The sequence below is a fragment of the Streptomyces sp. NPDC048734 genome, from assembly GCF_043198675.1.
Lineage (GTDB): Bacteria > Actinomycetota > Actinomycetes > Streptomycetales > Streptomycetaceae > Streptomyces.
On sequence record NZ_JBICUZ010000004.1, the window covers coordinates 299,080 to 314,919 of the forward strand.

Consider the following 15,840-nt stretch of genomic DNA (forward strand, 5'->3'; position numbering starts at 1 on the left):
GTGAGCGCGCCGACCAACTGGATGGCCCGCCCGGAAGTCTTGTCCATGGCCGACCGGATCGCCGCACCCCACGCGGTCATGGCGATCATGGGCGACGGCAGCCTCTGGACCCACGAGGCCGACTGGACAGTCGCCCTACGGGAGCTGATCCAGAGCTGCCTCGGCGAAGACCGCCGCGCGGGCACCCGCGGCACCTACGACGGGCCGGGCCGCTCCTACGAGGACGACCTGGCCGACTCGGCGTTCAGCGAGGTGACCGAGCACCGCTTCCCCGTCTCCCGTACCTGGGCGCCCGAGAAGGTCATCGGCTACTTGCGCACCACCAGCTTCGCTCGCCCCGCCCTGTTCGCCGGCCGCCACCCCGACTTCGAGGCCGTCGCTCTCCGGCTGCTCCAGGACCAGGCCGACGGCGGCGTCCTGACGGAGGACGCGGTGTTCACCGTGCTGCTCGCGCGCCGCCCCGGCGGTACGGCGTGAGCGGCGCCCGGCGGCACTCCGAGCCGCTCGACGTCCACCTGATCGCCGTACGCGACGGCGCATCGGGGCCGGAGGTGCTGCTGTCCCGGCGGGCTGGTGACGTGTACGCGGCCGGCTGCTGGCATCTCGTCTCCGGGCACCTGGACGGCCTGTGGGAGGACATGGTCACCGCTCTGGTGCGCGAGGCCGAGGAGGAGTCCGGTGTCGTCATCGACCCGGCTGATGTCCGGGCGGCCGTCACCGTGCACCACCGCGCCCCTGGCGGCGACGCCAGGGTCGGGATGTTCTTCGAGGTGCGGCGGTGGGAAGGCACCCCGGAGGTCAGGGAGCACCAGGTGTGCGACGCCATGGGGTGGTTCTCCTTCGACGCCCTGCCGGAGCCGATGGTGGCGTACTGCCGGGCCGGGCTGGATGCCTACCGGGCCGGCGCGCGGATGGCCGTGCACTTCCAGGAGCCCGGCGACCCGATCGCCTACGACCGGTCCGTCGACCGGCTGGTCCTGGTGCCAGACCCTGCCACGCGCGGCACGGTCCCGGAGCGGGCGGTGCGCACGTTCGCCGAGCAGGCGGTAGGGCGGATCACCGCGTGGACGGACGTGTCCTGGGCTCGGGAGGAGAGCCGCGTATGGCGGGCGGTCGGCGCCGAGGGCGGCGAGTGGTACATCAAGATCCACCAGAACGACCGCTTCCACCACCGCGAAGTCGACGCCCTGCGCAGCTGGGTCCCCGGCCTCGGTGCGGCCGCACCCCGGCTGGTGGCCGCCGACCCCGCGCTGCGGGCCGTCGTGCTCACCGCGGTGGGCGGCCGCACCCTGCACGGCGCCGTCCACTCGCCCGAGCAGCAGCGCCGGATCTTCCACCGCATCGGGCAGCTCGCGGCGGCCATCCACCACAGCACCCCGCCCCGACCGGCCGCCGACACCCCTCCGTCGGGCAAGGTGGAGCGGCACCTGGCCGGCGCCCTGCCTCATCTCGCGCCCGGCGACGAGGAGTTCATCCGCGCCACCGCCGAGAGGGCCGCTGGCCTGTCCCCCGTGGAGAGCGTGCCGACGCACGGGGACTTCCAGCTCCGCAATCTGCGCTGGGACGAGAGGGCCGACGTCCTCTACGTCATCGACTTCGAACGGGCCGAAGGCGGCCCGGCCGTGCGGGACTTCGTACGGCTCTCCGACGCCTGGCACGGTCGGCCCGACCTCTTCCAGGCCGTGATGGACGGTTACGGCCGCCCCTTCACCCCGGCAGAGGAGGCCCAGTTCACGGTCCTGTCCGTCCTCGACGCCGTCTCCGGCATCGCCTACGGCACCACCCACGGTGACCCCGAGCTGGTCGAGCGCGGACGGCGCACCCTGGCCCGGCTGCGTAACCCGCAGCGCCCCTGATCCCCACCCGACCGACACGAGGAGCAGCACGTTGACGTACACAGAGCGCGGCGAGTGGGAGCAGCACTACGGCGAGGGGAAGGGGTGGCGGCCGCTCGGTGAGCGCGAACGGCACCTCCTTGCGGAGCACGTCCCGGTATCCGAGGGCGGCGGCCGGGCGCTGGAGGTGGGCTGCGGCACGGGGGAGTTGGCCGCCCACCTGGCCAGGGCCGGCTACACCGTGGACGCGGTCGACTTCGCGGACAGCGCGGTCGCCCGGGCCCGCGAGGAGCACGCCGGCATCGAGGGCGTGCGCTGGCTGCGGCTGGATATCGAACGCGACGACCCGGCCCCACTGCACGAGGACGGGTACGACCTGATCACGATGCGGCTGGCGTATCCGTTCGTGCGGGACCGCAACCGGCTCGTCCACGAGCTGAGCCGGCGGCTGCGGGAGGGCGGCGCGCTCGTCGTCATCACCCCGACCGTCGAGAACACCCCTGCGGAGCGGTGCGGGATCGCCCTGGACGAGGACGAGATCACGCTGCTCGGTGTGGGATGGGAGACGGTGGAGCGGCTGGACGCGGACGGTCTGGCCTTCCTGGTGCTGCGCGGGCCACGCCCGCTCGCTACCCGGGCGGTCGAGAAGCGACCGACCACCGGTCATGCTCTGACCGGCGCTCTCGCCGTCGTCACCGACGACGCCGGCCGGGTCCTGCTCGGCCGGTCGACGCGCGGCATGCTCGAGCTGCCGGGCGGCAAGACCACCGGCCCGGAGGGCTTTGCCGCCGCCGCGGTGCGCGAACTCGCCGAGGAGACAGGACTGGTCGCCAACCTGAGCGATGCGCACGTGGTGACGATGCTGGTCGACGACAGCCACGGGATCCCCAGGCTAACGGCCGTCGTCCGCATCACCGCGTGGACGGGGACCCTGACCAACGCGGAGGCGGACAAGTTCGACCGCTGGGAGTTCTTCGACCTGCACGTTCTCGCCCGTGTCGGGGACGTCTTCGTCCCGGCCGCGCTCGCGCTCGACAGCGTGTGGCCTGGCGTCATCCCGGACCTGCCATCGGTGGTGTCCTACCCGCTCGCCGCCGAGCGGCCGCCCGTGCCCGGTGAGCCGGAAGAGGCCGCCCGGCTGCGCCAGGAGATGGCCCAGACGGTGATCGACGGCGGCTGGGCCCCCTCCGAACCCGTCCGTGAGGCGCTGCGGACCGTGCCCCGCCATCGGTTCGCCCCGGAAGTGAGCCTGGCGGACGCGTACGACGGCGGCGACCGGGCCGTCGTCACCCGACGCGACGAGACCGGGACGGCCATCAGCTCGGTCTCCGCTGCGTGGTTGCAGGCCGACATGGTCGAGAGCCTGCGCCTGACGCCGGGCGCGAGCGTCTTCGAGGCAGGCTCCGGCGGGTACAACGCCCAGCTGATCGCCCACGCCGCCGGAGCCGGAGGACGCGTGGTCAGCGTCGACATCGACCCGTGGGTCGTACGCCGTACCCGGGCCTTCAACGCGGAGGCCGGCAGCGGAGCTGTCAGCGTCGTCGAAGGCGACGCGGCCCTCGGCGCCCCGGCCCACCTCGTACCGCGCGGTGGCTTCGACGGCAGCATGATCACCTACAACTGCTGGGACGTCGCCCCCGCCTGGCGCGCCCAGCTCGCCGAGGGCGGCCACCTGGTGCTGCCGCTGTCGATCCACGGCTACACGCGCGCCGTCACGCTCCAGCGGCGCGGCGACGTACTGCACGCGCGGGGCTGGACGGTGTGCGGATTCGTCCGTGACCGCGGTGTCGCTACCCGTCCCAGCCCGGTGCTCATGTTGGCGGACGGGCGGGCGCAGGTGCACGTCCACGACGGCCCCCCACCCCAGAGCGAAGGACTGGAGGAAGCTCTCCACGCCGAGCGGCACGAACTGCCCACCGGCGTGCTGCTCCCGGGCAAGAGCCCGTACGACACCCTGCAGATCTACGCCACCACCACCTTGCCCGGCGCCTGCGTTCTCACCTGCGACCGCGCCACCGACACCCCACTGCTCGCCGCCGGCGCCGAGCACCTGCCGGCACTCGTGGCCGAGGGGTCCCTGGCCTACCTGACCTGCGTCCCCCGCCGCCAGGGCGCCACGCCGCAGGAGTCCCGGCACGAGTTCGTGGTCTGGTCGCACGGACCGGCCGGACCCGCGATGGCCGAGCGCCTGGCCCAGTGCGTACGGGATTGGGACCAGCACATCCGCCCCACCGGATACCCCCCGATGACCGTCCACCCGGCCACCACCCCCGACCACGACCTCCCCGCCGACGGCGTCGTCGTGGACAAGACCGCCTCCCGCCTCGTCTTCCAGTGGCCGACCCCGCCCCTTGCCCAGCAGCCCCAGACCGCCGCGCTCGCCGGAGGCGACCGTGTCTGACAGCGCCCAGTCCGCCCCCACGCCTCTTCCTCAGCCCACCCCGCACCAGCCGCGGCGGGAGCACCACATGCACCTGCTCCCCCGCTACTACGCCCAGGTGGAGGCCGGCCACAAAACGATCGAGGTGCGCACCGCCACATCCCGCAGGCAGGCCATCGCCGAAGGAGACACCCTGGTCTTCCACGACCGCGGCAGCGACCGGCAGCTCGACGTCATCGCCGGACCCCCCGCGCTACACGCCTCCTTCGCAGAGTTGCTCCGCGCCCAGGACCTCCGCCGCATCGACGCCAATGCCGGCGCCGACGAACTTCTGCAAACTCTGCGCACCATCTACTCGCCCGAGCAGGAAGACCTGGGCGTCCTGGCGATCCCCTTCGACCACCGCCCAGGACGCCCGGGACGCCCGCTGCCTATGTCCGGGGCCGATTACGTCAAGACGGTTCCCCATCACACCGTCTACGGCTGCCTGTACGTCCGCGACACTCACGACCGCCCCGTTCAACTGCGCTCGATCTATGGCAACCGGCTGTGGCAGTTCCCCGGCGGCAACACCGACGCCGGCGAGGATCCGTTGCAGACCGCACGTCGCGAGGCCGCCGAGGAGACAGGACTCGGCCTCGGCCACGGTGAGCCTCGCCTGCTCCTGACCCATTACCTCCTGCCCGGACCGCACTGGCCGATGGGCAAGGTCGGGTTCGTCTTCGACGGCGGACGCCTTACCCCCCACCAGCTGCGCGCCATCCGCCTTGACCCGGCCGAACACGACCTGCACGCCATCCATGACCTCGTCCAGTGGCGGGAGCTGATGGGCGAAGTGCCCTACGCCCGCCTGGCGGCCGTCGAACGCGCCCGCACCGGCGACGGGCCCACGTACCTCATCACCGGCAAGCCCCTGACTCAGACTCCGCGTCCCGGAACGGGTCAGGTGCTCTGAGATCGAGGCCCACCACGCGACCGCTCCCACCCCGGCGGGGGTGCGAGCACCCGGTCTCCAGCGGGTCCAAGACGAACGGAGAGACCGTCCGTCCGGCATGGCGGCTTCCGGACTCGTTCATGCGTGAAGTCGCCAACCGGGGAGCGGGTCAGCCAGCGAGATGGAAGACGGCTGCGGCCACGATGGTGCCGAGGATCGTGCCGGCGATCACTTGGTTGCGGGTGTGGTCGCGCAGTTCGACACGGGACCAGCCGACGACGATGACCAGGAGGAAGCCGAGCGCCATCCATGGGCCGTAGGTCTGCACGAGCATCGCGCACGCGCCCGCGGATACGGCTTGGTGAACAGAGATCTTCCAGGCGAAGGTGATCGCGGCGAGGATCGCCAGGGTCACCAGCATCGAGACGATGAGCGCGACCATCGTTCGCGGCGCTCCTGCAACGAGCATCAGGACGATGCCGGTAGCTACCGAGAGCAGGATGACGGCCATCACGACGAGTCGGGCTGGCTTCGCGCCGACGTGACGATCGCCCCAGTGGCCCTTGCGGATGCCGTACTTGATGAAGGTAATCGGGATGACGGCTGCGAACAGGGCACCGACGACTCCCCAGGCCACTCCCGTCCAGTGCGCGGTGTGCCAACCCACCAGCAGGGTGACGGCGATGATCCAGTTCTTCGGTTCAAGCCAGTCAGTGATCCGTCGGGCCAGCAGTGACTCGTGGGGGCGAACGTCAGTGGTCATTGTGAGGAGATCCCTCCGAATTACCCTGCGCAGGGGTATTGGACGGTTGTTCTTTCCGGACGAATTCTGCAGCGACTGGTGAGGAGAAGTACGCATGGGAAAGGAGGCGCAGCCACGACAGCTCGCTTTCCCTGTCCCGTCCGGTAACGCCTAGAGGCGGGTATTCCACACCTCGTAGACGCTCGCCATTCCGAGAGGACTGGACGGCCACCCGTAGCCAACAGGCTTCCACGACCGCATCAGCATGCTGCGGGTGGACAGCTCGGTGAAGGACGAACTTCTGCGCCGACGTGTAAAGGTCGACCGACACGTACTCCCGAAGCGCCAGGCAGGCGTCTTCGATCTCGATGACGCAACGCTCAAGCCGGAAGGGGATGCGTCTCCTGCGTACGGAGGTCGTCAGTACCACGTGCGGGGCCGCCTCCGTGAGCTGAACCCAGAGGGGGCGCAACTTGTGCAGGGTGATCGCCGCAGCGATGTACTCCACGGCGACGGAGAGCGGAGGAAGGCACACGCCGACCGCGACCGATAGGACCGTGGCCTGCTTGAGCGTCGTGGACAGCGAATTCGCCAGGCCCGGGTACTGGGTTCCGGAGCTGAGCTGAATCGTCACGAAGACGATGCGCTGGAGGGCGTAGAGGCTTCCGAGCAGAGTTCCCAGGCCCAGGAAGCCGAGGCCGGCCTTCCCGAGGAAGGTCCGACTGTGGCGGACCCCGCCGAGAAACAGCCATGTGGCTACGACCATCGCGATGCCGATGTACAGCGTGAAGACGGTCATGTAGAGAACGGGGAAGAGGGCCCCGCGGCCTTCACCGAGCCGGACCGGTCCGTCGGGAGTCCAGTTCGCCAAGGCGTAGAAGGTGAGCATGAGGGGCAGGGTCACGCCCGCGGCCACCAGCCGCGTACGGCGTGCCAGGCCCTGTGGTCGGACAACCGCAATGACGAAGTCGAGCAGGTAGGCCGCCGAGGTGACACCGAGCAGGTGCTTCAGTAGCGGTGACAGCCTGGCCTCGGCCCCCACGGCGGCATCGACCATCTCCTTGACCTGGGGCACCTCGAAGGTCATTGCTGCCGCGAGGGCTACCAGGGTCAGCGCCAGGCTCCGCTGCTTGTGGGAGTGCCGGATCGCCGGCAGCCGCCAGAGAGCCACCAGCCAGAGGATGCCGGCGATGATGGTCGGTGTGGTCATGAGCGGCGGTTCCTCCGCGGGTGGACCAGCGCGTCGTCGAGCCGCGAGACCAAACCGGAGCGGCCGTGTTCGCGGCCGGAGTGAGCGAGGTCGCGGAAGATTTCTCCGAGGCAGGAGGCGGCCATCTCGGCGTCGTACTCGCTCTCGCTGTCGTAGCTTGTCCGGCCCAGGGCCGAGAGAACAGCCGCAGGATCCACCCCGTCGGGGAGGACGCCCAGCAGCGCTTTCACAACGCTCTCGTTGGTCCCGGCGTGTCCGAGCAGGAGATGGGCCAGCTCATGACGCACGATCTGCGCGCGATGCCGTTCACTGGTTGCCGCCACGTGGAACACGTAATCCCCGTGGTCGAATGACAGGACCATTCCGCAGGGAGCGTTCGCCCCGCCAGTTTCAGGAAGTTCGTGGAGGTAAAGCGGACGGCCCCGCTTGATGGCGAGCTGTCGGCATATTTCATCCACCGCATCAGGATCCGATATCTCGATCCCTCGCAGTTGCTCCTCACAGAGTCGCCTCAGCTGCGCCTCTTTGCGCGCGAAACGCCGATTGAACATGGACGAGATCCTTGCTGTAGCCCCCGAGTCGGCGCTGGCGCGGCCTGCACTAACCGGAACCCATCATTCCGCGTGGTTCCAGCGGAGCTTTGCACACGACAAGACGGCCCCTCAATGTGATCTTGAAGGACCTAGAAGGCATATAGGCCAAATCCGCCCAGTGGGTGAGAAGGGTCACGTCACGGAGCGGGCTTGTCGAGCCCTTCCCAGCGACGCGCCTGGTTGATCACGTCAGTGATCATCTTGAGGCTGTCCGCCGAGAGGCCGTTGGCGCGAAGCGCTAGTCCGCGGACCTCGCTGTCGGCCACCGCCTCGATCAGTTCCATGGTGGCGCGCACCTTCTCGGCTTCTTCGGCGTCATAGTCCGAGAAGAAGTACTGCGCCTTCACATGGAAGTGACCGGCGAGCCTCTCCACCGTCGTGAGGGTGGGGTTGGGCTTGGCCCCGCTCCGGAGCTGACTGATCGCGCTCTCCGACATGGAAGTCGCCCTGGCCACCTCGGCATTGGTGTAGGGCCTGCCGGTCGCAGGGTTCTTCTTGGTCTCGAAGAGGTGGTTGAGCTTGTCGGCCAAAGAGCGCCGAGCGCCGGCCGCGCCGCTTGGCGCCCCCACCGGTTCGCTGGACTCCACCATCCGACTCCTCCCATCTGCACGCTGAGCCCCGGACTGTACTGCAGTGCAGCCTCAGGGGCCAACATCCAAGGCGCTTCACTTCAGTATTGACAAGAAGGGATCACTGTGGCGTAGGTTTCCGATCGCAGCTTCACTGAAGTGTTGAGCTGCTGGTGAGGCCCAGGAAGGGTCGCGCCGACCTCACGCCAGACGCACCCGCCAGGGAATCCGCCCATGATCGCTCCATCGCCGTCGCGCCCGCTCCCGCGACTTCTACAGGGTTTAAGAGCCAACTCTGGACCTTGACGCCAAGCCGTGCGTATGTTCGTCGTCCCCAGTCGGCCAGAAGCCCGACCGACGCGAACAGAGAGCTGTGACGTGCAGAAACTTCGGACCGGATAGGTCCTGATACAGCGGCGGCGCCCGAGAGGTGCAACTCCCGGACGCCGGACGCTAACGGCTGTACCGCCCGTGCAAGGGCGGTGATCGCCACCATCACCACGCTGATCCCTTCCACGGGGCGTCTCAGCGTGGCAACACCAAAGGAGATTCTTACATGGGTCCCGCCCTGCGCAAAAGGCCCGTCCGGCCTGTCCGCGCGGCAGCCACCCTGGCCGCAGCACCCTCCAGCCCACGCACCGGGTCTGCCGGCGCCGGTCTGGTGCGCGGCCACCACCGCTCGCTCGATCGGGGCGGCCGATGAGCAAGGACGTACGTGAATGGGTATTCGACCACAGCTCCAGTAGGGGCACCGCGCGGCTGGTCCTCCTGGCGGTCGCGGATCGGGTTCCCGACGAGCGCTGCGTGGTCTGGGCCTCCGTACCCGACCTGATGAAGCGGACGAACGCTAGTCGCACCGCCGTTCGCGACGCTCTGGCCGCGCTGGACAAGAGCGGCGAGCTGGTGGAGCGCGGACACCTTCAGGGCCCCAAGCGAAGCTCGGTGTACCGCCTGCCCCGAGCGGCCTCCTGGCTGGCCAAGGTCGCAGCCGTGCGCCACGAGGACCCCGACGCCTACGTCGAGCCCCCGACGGACTCCGACCCCGTTCCGGACCTCGACGCCGACGCCGAGAAGGGGTTGCAGCGGTACGGAATCTGGCCCCGGCGGAGCGCGGATTCCGACCCCTCGCGCAGGAATCCGACCGGGTCGGATTCCACATCCTCGCGACGGAATCCGACCCGTCGAAGGGCAGGAATCCGAACCCCTCACGGTACGGATTTCAACCCCCAGAACCCTAGTGAACGTGATTTGAACCGGAGGTACAGCAGTAGTGGTGCGGCCATCGTCCCGGCTGGCGAGTGGCAGGTCGACCCAGCAACCCACGCCTGGGCCCGCCAGCAGGGCCACCTCGACCGCCTCGGCGAGGAAGGGCTGAAGGCTGCCGACGCGAAGTGGCGCCTGCACCGCTCCGACTGGACGCCTCGCTCTGCCGGAGCCTGGTCCGCGGACTGGCGGGCCTGGATCACCCGCGAGCGCCCCCCGGCCCGGCGCGGACTGCACGCCGTGCCTGACAACGGCCACCGCCCGCCGCACGGCATGACCCGCGCCGAAGCCCACCAGGCTGCCCTACTCCGCGCCCTGGACGAGCCGACCGGAACGGAGGGCTGACCGTGGACCGCCGCGAAATCGCCGCCCTGCTGGCCTACATCGGCCGCTTGGACCCCCGCACCACCCGCACCGACGAAGGCGAGGCCCGCGAGCAGCTCGCCCAGTGGCACCATCTGCTCGGGGACGTGCCGATGGCCACCCCGCACGGCTGGGACGCCCTGGCCGTCGCCCGCCACCACTACCGCACCTCGCCGTACGCGATCCTCCCGGCGGACGTGGGCCGGCCCTGGGAGAGCTACCGGCGCGAGCGTCTGGCTCGGCACACCGACCCCACGCCCACGGCCAACCCGGACGACCAGGCCGCCTATACCGCCGAGCTGGTCGGCAACCGCCGCGCCGTCGCCGCCGGCACCGCCCAGCCCGCACAGGCCCTCGCGATCACCAGCGCTCGCGACGGGATGGACCCGGCACTGAAGGCGCGGCTGAAGGCGATCGGATCTCCCATCCCGCCCGCCGCTCGTGCAGCTCTCGCACCCTTCCGGCCCGCGCGCGCAGCCCGGGAGGCCGCGGTCGAGCAGGGGCTGCTCGATGCCCTGAGCGTGCGGTGCGAGTGGTGCCTGGCCCAGCCCGGCGAACCGTGCCGACGCCGACGGATCGGCCCCAACGACGGAGTACGCGCCATCACTCCACGTGCCACTCCACACCCCGGCCGCCTCGATCTCGCCGCCGCCCAGCAGGCCCAGAGCACCGAGCAGACTCAGCAGCCCGCCCTGGCCTGATCCGCTGATCCGGCGCCTGCAGCCCGCTGCTGCGCCGCGTCGCGACATCACCGTCCCGCTCCGGCTGCCGGGCGCACACCCACTGCGCCCCGCAGCCGGACCCACGCCGCGGCCCGCCGAGCACCGCCTCGGCCTGCCGACGCGGCAGCACATCGGAGACCCGCCTTGCACCACATCACCACCCACGACGCGCCGGCCACCGGCCTGCGCGGCATTGGAGACACCAGCTGGCACACCCGCGGAGCGTGCCACGGCATGGACGTCGAGGACGCCGACCCCGTCTTCTTCCCCGGCCCTCGCGACCACGAGGAGATCGCGGAGGCGAAGGAGCTGTGCGGCTGGTGCCCCGTCCGCCGTGAATGCCTGGACTACGCCCTGGAGAACGTCCTCAAAGAGGGTGTCTGGGGCGGCCTCACCGAAGCCGAACGGCGTCCCCTGCACGACAACCTGCATCGACGCCTGGACCACCGCCGCGTGATCGCCTTCTTCCAGGGCCGTGACGTGCACCTGACCGAGGCTGAGCGGCAGGTTGCCATCGACCACGCCTACGTCCGGGGCTGGCTGCCCGACCGTCTTGCCGCAGCCTTGCAAATCAGCCCCAAGCACGCCCGTGACCTGCTGCGCCAGGCCGCCAACAAGGTCCTCGACCGCGACCGCAACTACGGCATCCCCCGCTTCAAGAAGAAGCGGAAGAAAACCTCCAAGAACACGCCTGCGCCCGCAGCTCCCAGCGCTCAGCAGCCGGCAGCCCGCCCGGCGGCGTCGACTTCGACGGCCGCCTCTCTCGGAAAGGCAGCATGACCCACTTCGGTGCCGCTTCGGACCTCCCGCTCCTCCTCGCCGCCGTCGTGCCCGCCACCCTCGCGCTCCTGTTGACCGCCTGGACCATCCGACGCCGGGGAACTCGAACGCAGAAACGTCTCGGCAGCCCCGCTGTCAAGGTCGCCGCCATCGCCGCGCTGGGTTGCACCGCGTACAGCGCCGACACGAGTTGGCGCTTCGCCGCCGACTACCTGGACATGGCCGGCACCGCCGAGCGCGCCGGGATGTTCGCCGCCGCCGAACTCGCGCTCTTCGCGACCGCCCTGATGGCACGGCAGAACCTCGCCGTCCAGGGCGCCCCCGGACTGCCGGGCACGCTGGTCTGGGTGATCACCACGGTGCAGGTGATCCCCGCCTACGCCGAGAGCGGCCCCATCGGCGGCACAGTCCGCGCCTTCGTCGGCCCCGTGATGGCTGCGTTGCTGTGGCACCTGGCCATGGGCATCGAGCTGCGCCTGCGCACCCCCGATGCCGCCTCCAGCGGGCTCGTCGCCGTCCTGGGTCGGGAAGTACGCGAACGGCTGCTCTCCCGTCTGGGCATCGCCGCGCGAGACCGCGACGCTGCACAGATCACCCGGGACCGAGCCACCGCCCGAGCCGTCACCCTCGCCGCCCGCCTCGCCGAGCGCACACCCGAGCAGCAGCGAAACCGTCGTGGCCGGCGTCTGACCCGACGCCTGTCGAAGGCGGTGGGCAGGGCCTCGGTCGGCACCGACCCCCTCCAGCGGGCACAACTGCTCGATCAACTCGCCGCCCGTCGACACGCGCTCGCGCTCGCCACGGTCCCGCTTCCTTCTCCCTGGTCTTCGGCGCACAGCAGTGCATCGGCGGCCATCGTCCCCCCAGAGCTGGTCCCGGACCTTCCGGTCCCCGGCTCCGATCCTGATGACTCCGACGGGCCGGTCCCGAAGCGAGGACCGAGGACTGCGCGGGGACCGGTCCCCAACGATGCAGCTCCGGAAGAAGCGGTCCGTGCAGGGACCGGGGGCACCCAGACGGGAGTGTCGAAGGAGGTCATGCAGCAGGCAGACGGTGCGGTCCAAAGGACCGCTGCAGAGGTCACCGAGACCGAGCGTAATGCGAGCGAAGTAGCAGCTCAGGGCCGAAGTTCCCACCAGGGACTTGACGTCGCGAAGTCCGGGACCGAGAGCACCGAGGACCGCGGACCGACCACCCCCGAGTCCGGGACCGACACCACCCAGGACCGCGGACCGACCACCCCCGAGTCCGGGACCGACACCACCCAGGACCGCGGACACAAGGTCCCTCTCCGCCGGAAGACGACGCGGACCAGCCGGACGACGAAGAACAAGCGCACCAGGTCCCGCTCTCCCCAGACGGAACGCCCGGCACGCGAGCTGGGCGAGCCCGAGCGCCAGCTCGTCCGCGAGGTACGCCCTCACGTGCCCGCCCTGCTCGAACGAGACGGCAACGGAGCGATCACCCGAGTGCAGCTGCGCGAGATCATCCGCCGCCAGGGCCTCACGGGAGTCGGCAACAACCGCCTCGGGGTGGTCCTTCAGGAGCTGCGGAACACGGACATCACCACGACGAGGAGCACCTCCCGATGAAGACCTGCCACCAGTTCAACACCGTCCGGGCGGAGTACGAGCGAGAGATCGGCTTCATGCTCGCTCACTCCGAACGATACGCTGGCCGGCCGGCGGCGAAGTCCAGCGCGAAGCAGGCAGCCTCGGCGAAACAGCGGATGGCCCGCGCGCTCAACAGCCACGTCGGGCGCTGCCCCGAGTGCGGCTGACCCTGAAGGCCGCCAGCTCAAGGCCCCTACCAGCACAGGCGGCCCGGCTCCGCGCCGGGCCACCGCCCCTGCTCAGAAGGCATGCCGTGACTCCACGTCCACCCCGTTCTTCCGAGCCCACCGTGGCCGAGGCCGATGCCTGGGCGGACGTCGTCCGCGCGCTGCGTACACCGACCGGGCAGTGGATCGTCCAGGACCGCCCTGACGGGCCGGTCCACGTCACCGCGCCGGCGGCAGCCATCCACCACTACCCCCGCTCCAAGAGGCCCGAATCTCGATGACGAACGCCCGCATGTACGGCACCGCCCCGGAACCTGATCGCGACAGCAACTCGGTCCCGGAGCGAGCAAGTTGGGGCGGAAGCGTAGCTTCCGCCGAACCCGCCCCCGAGGGGGCGGGAGAGGACCCGCACCGGGGGGCGCAGGTCCTTCGGGCTTCGACCGAGGGCGGATCGAAGCCGGGGCAGGAGGAGAAGCCGACTGAGCCGCGCGCGCCCCGACAGCGCGCTCCTCGCGCCCGTCAGCGTCCGCGTCAGTCGCCCGAGAAGAAGCGCCTGCACCAGCCCAACGCACGATTCAACGAAGACGAGTACGCCCTGATCAAGTCCGCCGCCGCCCAGTGCAATCTGTCCGTCGCAGGGTTCCTCGCCCGTTCTGCGCTCGCCGCCGCCCGCGACCTCAGCCGTACCAGCGCAGAGATCGCCGACGAACGCGAGGTGATCACCGCCCTGTTCGACAGCCGGCGTCGGCTCGGCTGGGCCGGCAGCAACCTCAACCAGGCAGTCAAGGCGCTCAACTCCGGCGTGGACGTTCCTCACCTCGAAGCGGCCATCGCCGCCGTACGGCGTGCCGCCGACACCGCCCATCAGGCCGCCACCCGTCTGATCGAGCACCACGGCTCATGATTCCAAGTGTCAACCCGTCGGGAGCGGACACCCGAGGTCTCCTCTACTACCTCTACGACACCGGCAAGCACGAGGACCACACGGACCCTCACCTCGTCGCCTCCTTCGACGGCATGTCCCCGGACCCCGGCCGCGACCCAAACGCCACCCTCACCGACCTCCAGCGGCTCCTGGACCAGCCGATGATGGCCCTGGCCAAGCACGCCCGCCCGGCCAAGCACGTCTGGCACACCTCTGTACGAGCCGACACGGGCGACCGGATCCTGACCGACGAGGAATGGGCCGGCATCGCCCGTCGCATCGTCGCCGCCACGGGCATTGACCCGGGTGAGGGACAGTCCGGCTGCCGCTGGGCCGCCGTGCGCCACGCCGACGACCACATCCACATCGTCGCCACCCTCGTCACCGAGGACGGCCACCGCCCCGACGATTTTCGCTCCGGCGCCCGCGCCCAGGCCGAAGCCCGCCTCATCGAGAAGGAACTCGGCCTCCACCAGGTCGCCCCCGGCGACGGCACCGCAGCGAAGCGTCCCACCAGCGCCGAACGCCACAAGGCCGAGCGGCAGGGCCGCGAGCGCACCGCCCGCGAGGAACTACGCGAAGCCGTACGACGCGCGGTGAGCGGCGCGCGCAGCGATGAGGAGTTCTTCGACCGGCTCGCCGCCGCCGGCCTCCTGATCCGAAAGCGCGCCGCACCCTCCGGCGACCTGCTCGGATACAAGGTCGCGCTACCCGACGACCTGAACAAGGACGGCGAGCCGGTCTTCTACCCTGGCGCCCGTCTGGCTCCCGATCTGTCGCTGCCCCGCATCCGCGAACGCTGGTCCGCCGACGCCCCGGCTACCCCCAAGGACGACGCGATCCGTCCGGGGCCGGACGGTCCGGCCGCTGCACGCCGCGGAACGGCCTCGGCCGTGTGGCAGGCCGTGCTCGTCTTCGAGCACGACGAGGACGCGGTCGCCGCCGCCCACATCGCCGCGGCCGGTGAGGTCCTGGACGCCCTCGCGAAGACGTCCGCCGCCCACACCCGCCGCCAACTTCGCGACGCGGCAACAGCTTTTGAGCGAGCCTCGCGGTCCCACGTCCGTGCCGTACGGGGCCACGATCGCGCTCTACGGCAGGCCGCTCGCGAGCTCGTCCAAGGCGGCCCGGCGCTCGGCCGCGGTGAGGACGGAGCCACCACGGCGATGGCGATCGACATGCTGTTCTTCCTGATCACGGCCGCCGCGCACTGGCATGCTCGCAAGGGCCATGCCCAGCAGGCCGAGGCCGCCACCCGAGCCGCTCATCACCTGCGCGCCGCCTACCAGGCCGCCGCCGCGCAGCCCCTCGGGGTTCTCTACGAGCGCGGTCGGCGCCTGAGCCGGCCGATGCTCCAGCACCAGACCGCGCTGCTGCGCGAGGCCCTGCCGGATCTGGCCGAGCAGATCCTCGCGGAGCCCGGCTGGTACGCCCTGGCCGCCACCGTCGCGGAAGTCGATGCCGCCGGCTACGACCCGGCCGCTCTGCTCCCCGAGGTTGCCGCTGGGCGTGAACTCGGCACCGCGGAGTCCCTCAGTGACGTGCTCGTGTGGCGGATGCGGCGAGCCGCAAACCTGCCCGCCGACGCCTCCCGTCTGCCCGAGACCGGCACCACAACCACCCGGTCCACGAAGCGCGGGACGGCGACGAGCTGCCCCGCGCCCGGCAAGCGACGGAGCGGCGAAGACGCCGCCCGCCCGGGCCGTTAGGCCCGCTCGATGCACCCAAGCACCCCTGCTGACCT

General features: G+C 70.5%; 15 protein-coding genes. 11 read left to right on the plus strand and 4 right to left on the minus strand.

The annotated features are described in order from the left end of the window. From ACGFQC_RS13785 to ACGFQC_RS13800, 4 genes are read left to right on the plus strand one after another with little or no spacing between them, the layout of a single operon-like run. A complete protein-coding gene (locus ACGFQC_RS13785) occupies window positions 1-477 on the plus strand; it encodes a hypothetical protein (protein WP_363087852.1) in 477 nt (158 codons plus the stop codon). Beyond that, the gene (locus tag ACGFQC_RS13790; RefSeq protein ID WP_363087851.1) at window positions 474-1,856 is read left to right on the plus strand and encodes a phosphotransferase; all 1,383 of its coding nucleotides are present in this window, start codon (window positions 474-476) and stop codon (window positions 1,854-1,856) included. The genes ACGFQC_RS13785 and ACGFQC_RS13790 overlap by 4 nt, the downstream gene beginning before the upstream one ends. 31 nt (window positions 1,857-1,887) lie before the next feature. Next, window positions 1,888-4,236 carry a methyltransferase, FxLD system gene (gene fxlM / locus ACGFQC_RS13795; protein WP_363087850.1) on the plus strand — a complete coding sequence of 783 codons (2,349 nt, stop codon included), beginning with the start codon at window positions 1,888-1,890 and terminating at the stop codon, window positions 4,234-4,236. Next, window positions 4,229-5,170, plus strand: a complete 942-nt coding sequence (locus tag ACGFQC_RS13800; protein ID WP_363087849.1) for an NUDIX domain-containing protein — start codon at window positions 4,229-4,231, stop codon at window positions 5,168-5,170. Before fxlM ends, ACGFQC_RS13800 begins: the two co-directional genes overlap by 8 nt. Window positions 5,171-5,318: 148 nt before the next feature. On the opposite strand, the gene ACGFQC_RS13805 is transcribed toward ACGFQC_RS13800, so the two are convergent. The 4 genes from ACGFQC_RS13805 to ACGFQC_RS13820 form a co-directional block, all read right to left on the minus strand. Further along, on the minus strand, window positions 5,319-5,912 hold the full coding sequence (locus ACGFQC_RS13805) for a hypothetical protein (RefSeq protein WP_361647045.1): 594 nt from the start codon (window positions 5,910-5,912) through the stop codon (window positions 5,319-5,321). Beyond that, window positions 5,902-7,101: an MAB_1171c family putative transporter gene (locus ACGFQC_RS13810; protein WP_363087848.1), complete on the minus strand. Its 1,200-nt coding sequence runs from the start codon at window positions 7,099-7,101 to the stop codon at window positions 5,902-5,904. The genes ACGFQC_RS13805 and ACGFQC_RS13810 overlap by 11 nt, the downstream gene beginning before the upstream one ends. Continuing rightward, the gene (locus ACGFQC_RS13815) at window positions 7,098-7,652 is read right to left on the minus strand and encodes a secondary metabolite protein (RefSeq protein WP_363087847.1); all 555 of its coding nucleotides are present in this window, start codon (window positions 7,650-7,652) and stop codon (window positions 7,098-7,100) included. Before ACGFQC_RS13815 ends, ACGFQC_RS13810 begins: the two co-directional genes overlap by 4 nt. A gap of 179 nt (window positions 7,653-7,831) precedes the next feature. Then, window positions 7,832-8,284 carry a helix-turn-helix domain-containing protein gene (locus tag ACGFQC_RS13820; RefSeq protein ID WP_363087846.1) on the minus strand — a complete coding sequence of 151 codons (453 nt, stop codon included), beginning with the start codon at window positions 8,282-8,284 and terminating at the stop codon, window positions 7,832-7,834. Window positions 8,285-8,962: 678 nt separating this feature from the next. Here ACGFQC_RS13820 and ACGFQC_RS13825 point away from each other — a divergent pair. The 7 genes from ACGFQC_RS13825 to ACGFQC_RS13855 all read left to right on the plus strand — a co-directional run bounded on the left by ACGFQC_RS13825 (window position 8,963) and on the right by ACGFQC_RS13855 (window position 15,805). Further along, entirely contained in the window at window positions 8,963-9,871 is a 909-nt protein-coding gene (locus ACGFQC_RS13825; protein WP_363087845.1) for a helix-turn-helix domain-containing protein, read from the plus strand. Window positions 9,872-9,873: 2 nt separating this feature from the next. After that, on the plus strand, window positions 9,874-10,590 hold the full coding sequence (locus tag ACGFQC_RS13830; RefSeq protein WP_363087844.1) for a hypothetical protein: 717 nt from the start codon (window positions 9,874-9,876) through the stop codon (window positions 10,588-10,590). Window positions 10,591-10,755: 165 nt separating this feature from the next. Next, the gene (locus ACGFQC_RS13835; RefSeq protein ID WP_363087843.1) at window positions 10,756-11,391 is read left to right on the plus strand and encodes a WhiB family transcriptional regulator; all 636 of its coding nucleotides are present in this window, start codon (window positions 10,756-10,758) and stop codon (window positions 11,389-11,391) included. After that, a complete protein-coding gene (locus ACGFQC_RS13840; protein ID WP_363087842.1) occupies window positions 11,388-12,983 on the plus strand; it encodes a hypothetical protein in 1,596 nt (531 codons plus the stop codon). Before ACGFQC_RS13835 ends, ACGFQC_RS13840 begins: the two co-directional genes overlap by 4 nt. Then, entirely contained in the window at window positions 12,980-13,171 is a 192-nt protein-coding gene (locus ACGFQC_RS13845; protein ID WP_363087841.1) for a hypothetical protein, read from the plus strand. Before ACGFQC_RS13840 ends, ACGFQC_RS13845 begins: the two co-directional genes overlap by 4 nt. Window positions 13,172-13,463: 292 nt before the next feature. Then, window positions 13,464-14,075, plus strand: a complete 612-nt coding sequence (locus ACGFQC_RS13850) for a plasmid mobilization protein (RefSeq protein WP_363087840.1) — start codon at window positions 13,464-13,466, stop codon at window positions 14,073-14,075. Further along, window positions 14,072-15,805 carry a relaxase/mobilization nuclease domain-containing protein gene (locus ACGFQC_RS13855; protein ID WP_363087839.1) on the plus strand — a complete coding sequence of 578 codons (1,734 nt, stop codon included), beginning with the start codon at window positions 14,072-14,074 and terminating at the stop codon, window positions 15,803-15,805. Before ACGFQC_RS13850 ends, ACGFQC_RS13855 begins: the two co-directional genes overlap by 4 nt. Window positions 15,806-15,840: the final 35 nt, after the last annotated feature.